The sequence below is a fragment of the Serratia sp. LS-1 genome (assembly GCF_003719595.1).
GTDB classification, from domain to species: domain Bacteria; phylum Pseudomonadota; class Gammaproteobacteria; order Enterobacterales; family Enterobacteriaceae; genus Serratia; species Serratia ureilytica.
In genome coordinates, this window is the sequence record NZ_CP033504.1 from 3,642,095 (window position 1) to 3,654,050 (window position 11,956).

Annotated in this window: 8 protein-coding genes; 1 reads left to right on the plus strand and 7 read right to left on the minus strand. The window is 60.9% G+C overall.

The features are described from left to right. Positions 1–31 precede the first annotated feature (31 nt). Together speB and speA are read right to left on the minus strand one after the other, a co-directional pair. Entirely contained in the window at positions 32–952 is a 921-nt protein-coding gene (gene speB, locus EDY99_RS17405) for an agmatinase (protein ID WP_004937606.1), read from the minus strand. Positions 953–1,146: 194 nt separating this feature from the next. Beyond that, entirely contained in the window at positions 1,147–3,123 is a 1,977-nt protein-coding gene (gene speA, locus EDY99_RS17410; protein ID WP_123061960.1) for a biosynthetic arginine decarboxylase, read from the minus strand. 908 nt (positions 3,124–4,031) lie between these two features. On the opposite strand from speA, the gene metK reads away from it, so the two are divergent. Further along, the gene (gene metK / locus EDY99_RS17425) at positions 4,032–5,186 is read left to right on the plus strand and encodes a methionine adenosyltransferase (RefSeq protein ID WP_033644710.1); all 1,155 of its coding nucleotides are present in this window, start codon (positions 4,032–4,034) and stop codon (positions 5,184–5,186) included. Positions 5,187–5,310: 124 nt separating this feature from the next. Here metK and EDY99_RS17430 read toward each other — a convergent pair whose 3' ends face one another. The 5 genes from EDY99_RS17430 to fhuA form a co-directional block, all read right to left on the minus strand. Further along, on the minus strand, positions 5,311–5,463 hold the full coding sequence (locus tag EDY99_RS17430) for a Hok/Gef family protein (protein ID WP_004937610.1): 153 nt from the start codon (positions 5,461–5,463) through the stop codon (positions 5,311–5,313). Positions 5,464–5,768: 305 nt separating this feature from the next. After that, the gene (fhuB, locus tag EDY99_RS17435; RefSeq protein WP_046687784.1) at positions 5,769–7,757 is read right to left on the minus strand and encodes a Fe(3+)-hydroxamate ABC transporter permease FhuB; all 1,989 of its coding nucleotides are present in this window, start codon (positions 7,755–7,757) and stop codon (positions 5,769–5,771) included. Further along, the gene (gene fhuD, locus EDY99_RS17440; protein ID WP_123061961.1) at positions 7,754–8,662 is read right to left on the minus strand and encodes a Fe(3+)-hydroxamate ABC transporter substrate-binding protein FhuD; all 909 of its coding nucleotides are present in this window, start codon (positions 8,660–8,662) and stop codon (positions 7,754–7,756) included. The genes fhuB and fhuD overlap by 4 nt, the downstream gene beginning before the upstream one ends. Next, a complete protein-coding gene (gene fhuC / locus EDY99_RS17445; protein WP_033651341.1) occupies positions 8,662–9,459 on the minus strand; it encodes a Fe3+-hydroxamate ABC transporter ATP-binding protein FhuC in 798 nt (265 codons plus the stop codon). The genes fhuD and fhuC overlap by 1 nt, the downstream gene beginning before the upstream one ends. A 47-nt stretch (positions 9,460–9,506) precedes the next feature. Continuing rightward, positions 9,507–11,705, minus strand: a complete 2,199-nt coding sequence (gene fhuA, locus EDY99_RS17450; protein ID WP_123061962.1) for a ferrichrome porin FhuA — start codon at positions 11,703–11,705, stop codon at positions 9,507–9,509. Positions 11,706–11,956: the final 251 nt, after the last annotated feature.

Below are 11,956 nucleotides of genomic sequence, written 5' to 3' on the forward strand. Positions count from 1 at the left end.
AGCCGCTTTTTCAGCGAGGCGTGGCCTGGCGTCAGGCGTGTTTCTTGGCCGCCTGCAGGTACAGCATCTCCAGACCCAACGTCGCCGCGGCCAGCGCGGTGATCTCGGACTGGTCATAGGCCGGCGCCACTTCCACTACGTCCATGCCGACGATGTTCAGCGACTGCATGCCGCGCACCAGTTTCAGCGCGCGATCGGAAGTCAGGCCGCCGATCACCGGCGTGCCGGTGCCCGGTGCGAACGCCGGATCCAGGCAGTCGATGTCGAAGGTCAGGTACACCGGCATATCGCCGACGATGCCTTTGATCTGGGTCAGCAGGTCGTCCACGCTGCGATCGTTCACCTGCGCGGCGTCCAGTACGGTAAAGCCATTGTCGTGATCGAACTCGGTGCGAATGCCGATCTGCACCGAGTGATGCGGGTCGATCAGGCCTTCGTTCGGCGCATGATAGAACATGGTGCCGTGGTCGAACTTGCTGCCGTTGGCGTAGGTATCGGTATGGGCGTCAAAGTGCACCAGCGCCAGCTTGCCGAAATGCTTGGCGTGCGCACGCAGCAGCGGCAGGGTGACGAAGTGGTCGCCGCCGAACGAGAGCATGCGCTTACCGGCCTTCAGCAGTTTCTCCGCGTGCGCCTGCAGCTTGTCGCTCATGTCCTGCGCATCGCCGAAGTTGAACACGATGTCGCCGCAGTCAACCACGTTCAGGCGATCGCGCAGATCGAAGCTCCACGGCCAACGGTTGCCTTCCCAAGCCAGGTTGGTGGACACCTGGCGGATGGCCGCCGGGCCATGACGGCCGCCGGCGCGACCGGAGGTCGCCATGTCAAACGGAATGCCGGTGATGACCCACTCTGCATCGCTGTCGTAAGGCATGAAGTTCAGCGGAAAGCGCAGGAAACCAAAGGCGTTGGACACTAATGAATTATCGGACTGATGGCCTAAGGTGCTCATAGTAAACCCTCGTAGTTCAACAAGTTGCCGGGCGCAGACGCCGGGCCGTGACAAAAAAAAATCCCTCCCGCGTCGTTAGCCCGACGAGAAAGGGATTTATTCGATGTGTGTTTCGGTGCTACCGATACGGCAGATTATGGCCGCATTTTGTTCATGCTTCAAGGGGGCCGATATCGCCCCCCTGAAGAAGGCGGTTACTCGTCTTCCAGATACGTGTAGCCGTACAAGCCAGCTTCAAACTCTTCCAGGAACTGCGCCTGCAGCTCGCTGTCCAGATCGGTTTCTTTGACTTGATCGCGGAACTTGGACAGCAGCGCGCTCGGATCGAGCTGCACGTACTCCAGCATATCCGCCACGGTATCGCCCTCGTCGGACAGCTCGGTCTCGACGCTGCCGTCCGGGAACACGTACACGTCAACCGAGGCGGTGTCGCCGAACAGGTTGTGCATGTTGCCGAGGATCTCCTGGTACGCACCGACCATGAAGAAGCCCAACGCCGGCGGGTTCTCCGGATCGTATGGCGGCATCGGCATGGTGGTCGCCACGCCGTCGCCGTCGACGTAATGGTCGATGGTGCCGTCGGAATCGCAGGTGATGTCGAGCAGCACCGCACGGCCTTCCGGCGGCTTATCCAACCCTTCCAGCGGCAGCACCGGGAACAGCTGATCGATGCCCCAGGCATCCGGCATCGACTGGAACAGCGAGAAGTTGACGTAGAACTTGTCCGCCATGCGCTCTTGCAGTTCGTCGATGATAGGACGGTGCGCGCGGTTGCTCGGATCGAGCTGCTGCTGGATCTTGTTGCAGATGTTCAGATACAGCTGCTCGGCCCAGGCGCGCTTGGTCAGGTCCAGCATGCCGTGCGCGTATTGGGTATGCACGTCGTGCAGATCCATCTGGCTGTCGTGCAGCCATTCGCGCAGCGAGCGGCGGTTTTCCGGCTCGTTCATTTCCAGCCAGGTTTCCCACATGCTTTCCAGCGCGCGCGGCGCGTCGGCTTCCGGCGGCTGCGGTTCGCTGAACTCGTTGCGCTCTACGCCGATCACGTTGGAGACCAGCACCGTGTGGTGCGCGGTCACGGCGCGACCGGACTCGGTGATCACCGTCGGGTGCGGCAGGCCGTGTTCGTTACAGGCGTCGCCGATGCCCCAAATCACGTTGTTGGCATATTCGTTCAGGCCGTAGTTGACCGAGCAATCGGACTGCGAACGGGTGCCTTCGTAGTCGACGCCCAAGCCGCCGCCCACGTCGAAGCACTGAATGTTGACGCCCAGCTTGTGCAGCTCAACGTAGAAGCGCGCCGATTCGCGCACGCCGGTGGCGATGTCGCGAATATTGGCCAGCTGCGAACCCAAATGGAAGTGCAGCAGCTGCAGGCTGTCGAGGCGGCCCGCTTCACGCAGGGTTTCCACCAGCTTCAGCACCTGCACCGCCGCCAGACCGAACTTGGATTTTTCGCCGCCGCTCGACTGCCATTTGCCGGAGCCTTGCGATGCCAGACGCGCACGCACGCCCAGGCGCGGTATGACGTTCAGCCGCTCGGCTTCTTCCAGCACCAGATTGATCTCGGACATCTTCTCGATCACCAGGTACACCTTGTGCCCCAGCTTTTCCCCGATCAGCGCCAGACGAATATATTCACGATCTTTATAACCATTACAGACGATCACCGAGCGGGTCATGCCGGCATGCGCCAGCACCGCCATCAGTTCGGCCTTGGAGCCGGCTTCCAGCCCCAGCGGTTCGCCGGAGTTCACCAGCGATTCAATCACGCGGCGATGTTGGTTCACCTTGATCGGATACACCAGGAAATAGCCGCCCTGGTAACCGAAGGACTCACGCGCGCGTTTGAACGCGGCGTTGATAGAGCGCAGGCGATGCTGAAGGATCTGCGGGAAGCAGAACAGCGCCGGCAGACGTTGGCCGTCTTTCTGGCGCATTTTCACCAATTCTGCCAGATCGACGCGCGCCTGCGGGACATCCGGATCCGGGCACACGCTGATATGGCCCAGCTCGTTGACGTCATAGTAATTGTTGCCCCAGTAGGCGACGTTATAAGTACGCAGCATCTTGCTGGCATTACGATCATTCATGGCAACCTCCTGCATGGAGCGCAAAGATAAAGACTCGCCCGCAACCGGCGGACGGTGAATCAACAGATCATCAGACATGGTTCGCCTCACATTCCGTACTGACGAAACCGTCAGCCACTATCGCAGCTACAACCCGCGAGAACAACCCAACAAGCCGCGCCGGCGGCAGCGAAGAGAACTGCCGTTCGCGGTCAGCGATCGGTTTATCACTCATATAATTGTAAGACACCCTGTTCAAACCTCGTGAATCGGGCCAAGAAACATCCCACAGGAAGGCTGCAGGCTACCCTTGTTCAGTTCTTCAGACGACCGTTAGCCGGCCCGAGAATCCTGAGTAGCGGCCAAGTGTTTATCGCACCTGGTAAGTGACAGAGAGACAAGACGGGAAATAGCAGAAGAATGTGCGCCAGAACGGCACTGCTGTTGAGAACCAACAACCGGTAGACAACGGATCATTAATCCAACCACCTCCACGCGCGCCGTTCGGAGTGAACGACCCAGCCTCTAAAATAGTGTAAGAACGTGACCGTTCGATGAAGCGGCGGCGCCACGGCGAACGCCCGCGACGGATAATAGCGCAATGCCGGCGAATGCAAAGCGGAAGTTTATCGTACCTTCCCCCACGCCAGACCGCCGTACTGTGCAGCAAATGAACCGCGCGCGCAGTTTATACCGGTAAGCAGGTGAAAAAGCAAAATGAAAATTCGCCGAAAACTGTTTCAAGCGATGAAAATGGCGCCAACCCGTTTGCGCAAAAGAGCGAAAGCGCAAAAAATTACTGGCAATCTGGCTAAACCCTGACCTAAAATAGACGTCCAGATGTTAATCCATCTATACTGGTTAACTGATAAACTGCTTAACGGCTTTGCCTGAGGGGCGTTGCAGGATGCATCTCGCGCCATCAGCGGAAGACCCTTCGCTTCGATGCCGGATCTCCAGCGCTGTGCAGTAATTTCTAACCCGTCTTATGCAAGGTAAAGAACACAATGGCTAAACACCTCTTCACGTCCGAATCCGTCTCCGAAGGACATCCAGATAAAATCGCCGACCAGATCTCCGACGCCGTCCTCGACGCCATCCTGGAACAAGATCCGAAAGCGCGCGTCGCCTGCGAAACTTACGTGAAAACCGGTATGGTGCTGGTCGGCGGTGAAATCACCACCAGCGCCTGGGTCGATATCGAAGAGATCACCCGCAAGACCGTGCGCGAGATCGGCTACGTTCATTCGGACATGGGCTTTGACGCCAACTCCTGCGCAGTGTTGAGCGCCATCGGCAAGCAATCCCCGGATATCAATCAGGGCGTTGACCGTACCGATCCTCTCGAGCAGGGCGCCGGCGATCAGGGCTTGATGTTTGGCTACGCCACCAATGAAACCGACGTGCTGATGCCTGCGCCTGTCACCTACGCGCACCGTCTGGTGCAGCGCCAATCCGAAGTGCGTAAGAACGGCACCCTGCCGTGGCTGCGCCCGGACGCGAAGAGCCAGGTGACCTTCCAATACGACGACGGCAAAATCGTCGGCATCGACGCCGTCGTTCTGTCCACCCAGCACTCAGAAGACATTTCGCTGAAAGATCTGCAAGAAGCGGTGATGGAAGAGATCATCAAGCCGGTACTGCCGGCGGAATGGCTGACGGCGGGCACCAAATACCACATCAACCCGACCGGCCGTTTCGTTATCGGCGGCCCGATGGGCGACTGCGGCCTGACCGGCCGTAAGATCATCGTCGACACCTACGGCGGCATGGCTCGCCACGGCGGCGGTGCCTTCTCCGGTAAGGACCCGTCCAAGGTTGACCGTTCCGCGGCATACGCGGCGCGCTACGTGGCGAAAAACATCGTCGCCGCCGGCCTGGCCGATCGCTGCGAGATCCAGGTGTCTTACGCTATCGGCGTAGCGGAACCGACCTCCATCATGGTGGAAACCTTCGGTACCGAGAAAGTGCCAACCGAACAACTGACGCTGCTGGTGCGCGAATTCTTCGATCTGCGCCCATACGGCCTGATCCAGATGATGGATCTGCTGCAGCCGATCTACCGCGAAACCGCCGCCTACGGCCACTTCGGCCGCGAACACTTCCCATGGGAAGCGACCGACAAAGCTGCGCAGCTGCGCGATGCCGCCGGCCTGAAATAAGCCCCGACATCAACATGAAAAACGGCGAGCCAAGGCTCGCCGTTTTTTTTGAACGGATGGGTGCTCATGGATCAACGCATCGACTGCCGGCCGGCGGAGGCAAAGCCCCCGCCGCCGGGTTGCCTTACCGTTCGGATTCGTAAGCCAAAATGGCCGCAACCTCCGTAGTGCCCGATCGGATACGCAGCTCACACAGCGTGCTGCGGGTTATCCACGCCAGTGATATTACCGTGGCACAAATAACCACCAATTTTAACAGGCTCCGTTTGTTCGGCATCATGCCTTCTTCTCCTTGCCTCGCGGCGGGTAAGAGGCTAACTTAACGTTGTGATGCGTTAGAGTAGGCCTCGGGTTGATGGATATCGACTCGGGGCTTTTCTCTTTGTATCTTTCACGCAGGCTCCAGAGACAAAGATCCAGAGCACCCGCCCGCAGTATATTCACCTCCCCCTCTCTTCCCGCGTTCCTTTTCACGTTAAATGTCTTTCTTGCGCAGCGACACGCAACGCCTTGCAAGGCGTTGAAAAAAGGCCCAGCAACGCTGGGCCCTTGATGGCGAAGAAGGCAAAGTAGGGGTGAAGCTTACGACGTCTGCTTACGCAACAGATAAACGAAGTACGGCGCGCCGATAAAGGTCGCCAGTAACCCCGCGGGGATCTGATACGGAAACAGCAGCATCCGCCCGCACCAGTCGGCAAATACCATCAGCAAACCGCCCAACAGCGCGGCGATCACCATTTGCGGCAGCGCGCGGCGGAAGCCCAACATGCGCGCCATGTGCGGCGCCATCAGCCCGACAAAGCTCAGCGGCCCCACGGTCAGGGTCGCCATGGCGGTCAGCGTGGCGGCCAACAACAGGATGGTCAATCGCGCAGGCGTCAACGCAATCCCCACCGAACGGGCGGTGGCCCCGCCGAGCGGCAGAATGGTCAGCCAGCGGCGGCACAGCGGCGCCAATATCATCAATCCGGCGGCGATCAGCGCGGTGCGCAGCGCCTGCGCCGGCTCCACCGAATAGGTTGAACCGGAGAGCCAGGTCAGCAAGCCCCCCATACGCGGATCGCCGCTGGCCAGCAGCAGGAAGATGACGGTGGTAAAGGCGGTGCTGAGCGCGATGCCGGCGAGCAACATGCGTTCGGTAGAGAAACCGCCGCGGCCGGCGGCAATCATGATGATCAGCAGCGTAACGGCCGCCCCCAGACTGCCGGCGGGCAGCAGCCAAACGAAGGCGTCGCCCGGCACCATAAACAGCATCATCACGACGCCAAAAGCGGCGCCGGAGCTGATGCCCAACACTTCCGGGCTGGCCATCGGGTTGCCGGTCAGCTTCTGGATCAGCGTGCCGGCGACCGCCAGCATCATGCCCGCCGCCAACGCCGACAGCACCCGCGGCCAGCGCCACGGCAGCAAGGCGTCCAGCTCCTCGCCCAGGCTCCAGTGCCAGCCGCCGGCGTTTTTGCCCAGCATCAGCGCCAACGTCAGGCCGATCAACAGCACGACGCCGGCCAGCGCTGCCCAGCCAGGCAGATTCCCGCGCTCGGCAGGCACCTTGTCGCCAAGGTTCATCGGTGGCGGCGTGGCGGCGCTGCGCAAACGCGGCAGCAACCACAGCAGCAGCGGCGCGCCGAACAGCGCGGTGGCCGCCCCGGTCGGGATCTCACGCCACACCTGCGCCACCCCAATCATCACCTGATCGGTCAGCCACAGCAGCAACGCCCCCAGCAACGGCGCCAACATCATGCGATGCGCCAGGCGGCGAGCGCCCAGCATCTTCGCCATCAGCGGCGCAAACAGGCCGATAAAGCCGATAACGCCCACCGCGCTCACCAACATGGCGCTGAAAATGATGGCCAGCCCCAGGGCGCAGAAGCGCGCCATCGACAGCCCCAACCCCAGGTTGCGCGCCACGCCGTCGTCCAGCCCCAGCAGCGTCAGCGGGCGCAGCAATAGCGCCGCCAGCGCACCGGCCACCAGCAAACGCGGCAGGATAAACTGCACCGCGCTCCAGTCCTGTTGGTTCAACGCGCCAGTGCCCCACAGGAACATGCCCTGCAGCTGATCGTAATTAAACAGCGCCAACAGGCTGTTGACTGCGCCGCAGTAAAGCCCCAGCACCAGCCCGGCCAGAATCAGCGTCACCGGCGACATCCGCTTGCCCCAGGCGACGCCGAACACCAGCCCGCCCACCGCGATCGCCCCCACCATAGCGGCCAGCTGACGAGTGAACTCGCCCCCCGGCAGCACCCACAGCGTGGCGATGGTCAGGCCGAGCTGCGCGCCGGCGGCCACGCCGAGCGTCGACGGTTCCGCCAACGGATTGCGCAACACCTGCTGGAACAATACGCCGACCAATCCCAGACCGGCCCCGGCCAACAGCGACACCGTCAACCGCGGCAGCAGGCTGTAATGGAACAGCATTTGCCGCACGTCGTCGATGTCCGGCGCGCTCAGCGCCCGCGCCCATTGCGCCGGCGGCAGCTGCTGCGTCAGGTTGTATATCGTCAAACCGCCTGCCGCCGCCAGCAACAGCAGGATCAGCGTCAGCGGCAATTTCCGAATGCCCGCATTCATGACGCACTCTCCTGAGCTTGCGCCAATAAACGGCAGAAACGCATCGTCGACAGCGTAGCGCCATAGAACCACACCGCCGGCACCTGCCGCAGCTGGTTTTGCCGCACAAAAGGCAATGACTGCCACAGCGGCGTCGCACTGACCTTGTCCATCATCGCCTGATTACCGTGATCGAGATAAATGACTCGGGCGTTACGCACCGTGGCCAACCGTTCAATCCCCACCACCGCCGTGCCCCAAAAGTCGGTTGGCTCCTGCCAGGCATTGCGGATGCCCAGTTGGTCCATCGCTTCCTGGAACAGGCTTTTCTGGCCGATGATCAACGCATGGCGGGTGTCGATCAGGGAAAACAGCAGCAACGGTTGCCGGGTGTAGCTTTGCAGGCGCTGGCGCGCATCCTGCATAAAGTTGTCGAACTGCGCCAGGTGGTTTATCGCCCGGCTTTCTATGCCTAATCGTTGCCCCAGCGCCAGCAGCGACTGGCGGGCGACGGTCAGCGGTTTGCCGCTGCCGTCGTTGAAGCCGAAGCTCATGGTTGGCGCGATGGGTTTGATTTTTCGCGGCGTCGGGCCATAGCCTTGCGACAGCAACACCAGCGAAGGCTGGAGCTGCTGCAGCAGTTCGAGATTCGGTTCAGTGCGCTGCCCGACGTCGACGACCGTCGCCGGCAGCTTCGGTTCCGCCACCCACAGGTTGTAGTTATGGACATCGGCCACCGCCAGCGGCGTCACGCCCAATGCCAACAGCAGCTCGATCGGCAGCCATTCCAGCGCCGCAACGCGCGCGATATCCGGCGGCGCATCCGCCGCTCGCCCGGGCAACGATCCCAACAGGGGCGACAGCGCCAGCGCCATCAACAGGCGGCGGCGCAGCGGATCGTGAGAAGAAGTGAATGCAGAGGACATCAGTAGACAAAACTCACCGGCGCGCCGCCGCTCGGGTGCGGCAACGTGCCCATAGGAATACCGTAAATTTGCTCCAGCACCGGCCCCTGCATCAGTTCCAGCGGGCCGCCCTGAGCGATCATGTCACCGCCGCGCAGCGCAACCAAATGGTCGCAGTAGCGCGCCGCCATATTGATGTCGTGCAGTACGGCGATCACCGTGAGATCGCGTTCGCGGCTCAGGCGCTGGATCAGCGCCAGCACCTCGACCTGGTGCGCGATGTCCAGCGCCGACGTCGGCTCGTCGAGCAACAGGCAGCGGCTATCCTGCGCCACCATCATCGCCAGCCAGGCGCGTTGGCGCTCGCCGCCGGAAAGGCTGTCCACCAGGCGGTGGGCGAACGGCTTCAGCCCCACCAGCGCGATGGCCTCTTCCACCTGTTGGCGATCGTTGGCGCCAAAACGCCCCAGCGCGCCATGCCACGGATAGCGGCCGACGGCCACCAGCTCGCGCACCGTCATGCCTTCCGCCGCCGGCAACTGCTGCGGCAGGTAGGCCACCTGGCGGGCGAAGGATTTGCTGTCCCACTGCGCCAACGGCTGCCGATTGAGCAAGACCTGACCGCCGCTGGGCGCATGGTGCCGCCCGAGCAGTTTCAACAGGGTGGATTTACCGGAACCGTTATGGCCGATCAGGCCGCAGACTTTGCCCTGAGGAAAACGGAGCGACAGCGGTTGCAACAGCACCCGGCCGGGAACGGCGAAGCTGGCGTTATCCAGTGCGAACGTCGCGCCGGGATTAAGAAGTTTGTCCTGCATAGATCCTGCTTTTTCCGGGGCGACGCGCCGCCGCCCCGGCTATCCGGTTAGAAACGGAAGGTTGCGGTGGCGACCACCTGGCGTTCTGCGCCCCAGTAGCAGGCGTAGTCGCGGTAGCAGCTCGATACGTAAGTCTTGTCGAACAGGTTGTTGATGTTGACGCCCACGGACGAGCCCGGCAGGCCAAAGCGCGCCAGATCGTATTTAATGGTGGCGTCCACTAGCGTGTAGTCCGGCACCTTGAAGGTGGTGTTATCGCTGTTGAAGCTCGAGCTGGAGCCAACGTAACGCACGCCGGAACCCAGCGTCAAACCGCTCACCGCCGTTTCGTGGAAGGTATAATCCGCCCACAGCGACGCCATGTGTTTCGGCACTTCGACGGTCGGTTTGCCCTGATAGGTGTTGTCCTTGGTGTACTTCGCATCGGTGTAGGTATAGGAGGCGATCAGGTTGACGTTGGCATTCAACGCCGCCTTGGCTTCCAGCTCCACGCCGCGCGAACGGATCTCGCCGCTCTGCACGCTGAACTGCGCGTTATCCGGATCCGGCGTCAGGTTGTTGTTCTTGGTCAGCTGATACAGGGCGCCGGTCAGCACGATTGGGCGATCCTTCGGCACGTATTTCACGCCGGCTTCATACTGCTTGCCGATCGAAGGTTTGAACGTACTGCCCCCTTGCGTCGTGCCCAAATTCGGCTCAAACGACTCGCTGTAGCTGAAATACGGCGTCACGCCGTTGTCGAACAGATAGTTCAGGCCGCCGCGCCAGGTGAACTGCCGGTCGGTCTGCTGGCTCGTCGAACTCGCATCACGGTTGTAAGCGGAGGTCTTCGCCCAGTCATAGCGCCCGCCCAGCGTCAACAGCCACTGATTCCACTCCCCTTGCTCCTGCACATACAGGCCGGTTTGCTCCTGACGGTTCAGATAATGGTAGGGGAAGTTGATGTTGACCGCGTCATTCCCGTATTGCGGATGGGTCATGCTCAGCCCGTCCGCTGTGCCAAATGCGGCATTGATATCGTTACGCATGCGCATGTAGTCCACGCCGAACAACAGCGTGTGGTCGATATCGCCGGTTTTCACCTTCGCCTGCGCCTGGGTATCCACCGAGAAATTGTTCAGGTGCTCTTTCGACTGAACATAGGCGCGGTTAATCGTCGTCGGCGTCGCAGCAGAAACGCCACTGCCATAAATACTCTTCATGTCGGTGTCCAGCTGCAGATAGCGCAGGTTCTGGCGCACCGCCCAGGTATCGTTGAAGGCGTGTTCGAAGCTGTACCCGATCATCCGCTGTTTGCGGGAGGTATAGTTGCTGGCTTCGCCTTCGTTGAAATCGGTCGGCAGCTTACCGCCGTTCGGCAACGGGATCAGCGTGCCCTGCTTCGGCAACCAGCCGTAGTAACCGGTATAGGGATCGTTTTGAATGTTGGCCAGCAGCGTGAAGTTGGTTTTGTCATCCGGGCGCCAGCTAAAGGACGGCGCGATCGCATAGCGCTTCTCTTTGCTCATGTTCTGCTGCGTATCGCTGTCTTTCGCCAGGCCGGTCAGGCGATAGGAATAGATGCCCTGATCGTCCAGCGCGTCGCTGAAATCGAAACCGGTTTGGAACAGGTTATCGGTGCCCATCTTGAACTGGATTTCGCGCAGCGGCTCGGTGGTTGGCCGCTTGCTGACCAGGGCGACCAGGCCGCCGGGGTTGCTTTTGCCGTACAGCACCGAGACCGGGCCGCGCAGCAGCTCGGCGCGCTCGAGGAAATAAGGATCGATGGACGCTTCGCTGTAGTTGTCGCCCAGCAGCCGCAGGCCATCCAGATACTGGGTGGTGTTGGTGGCCGGGAAGCCGCGGATCGCCACCGCGTCATAGGTCGTGGAGCTGCCGCGGCTGGCGAATACGCCCGGCGCATAGGCCAGCGCGCCTTTCACCGTATCCGGCTGGCGCATGTCCATCTCTTCACGCGTTACCACGGAAACGGACTGCGGGTTCTTCTCGATCGGCGTATCGGTTTTGGTGCCGGTGGCGCTGCGCTTGGCGACATAGGTGCCGACCGGCCCCCAGGCGCTTTCCTGCTGGGCGGTGTTGCTGCTGCCCACAACGGTAATCGTGTCTTCCTTGGCGGCCGGCTTGGCGTCGGCGGAAAAAGCCGGCATCGCCAGCGTACCCAACGCCGCAGCGACGGTGATCGCTAACGCGCTGACGGGGAGACGGCCCTGCTTGGCCGCGGATGATGAAAGACGCTTGGTCAGCATGATTTATTTCTCTGATGAATTATTAAATGACGAATGTAAACGATAATAATTATTATAAGCGTCGCATTTTATGCAGAAGCCAAATTAAACTGCAAGCCGAATTCATAGGGCAAATAGGTTAAGGATTAGGCGCTTAGCCTTGCGGTTAACAGGGAAATAAAACGAGCGGAAAAATAAAAAAGCCCGCAACCAAGGTTACGGGCTTAATAACAAAGCAAAAATTTTCGCCGGGGCCGACGCCCCGGCAGCGA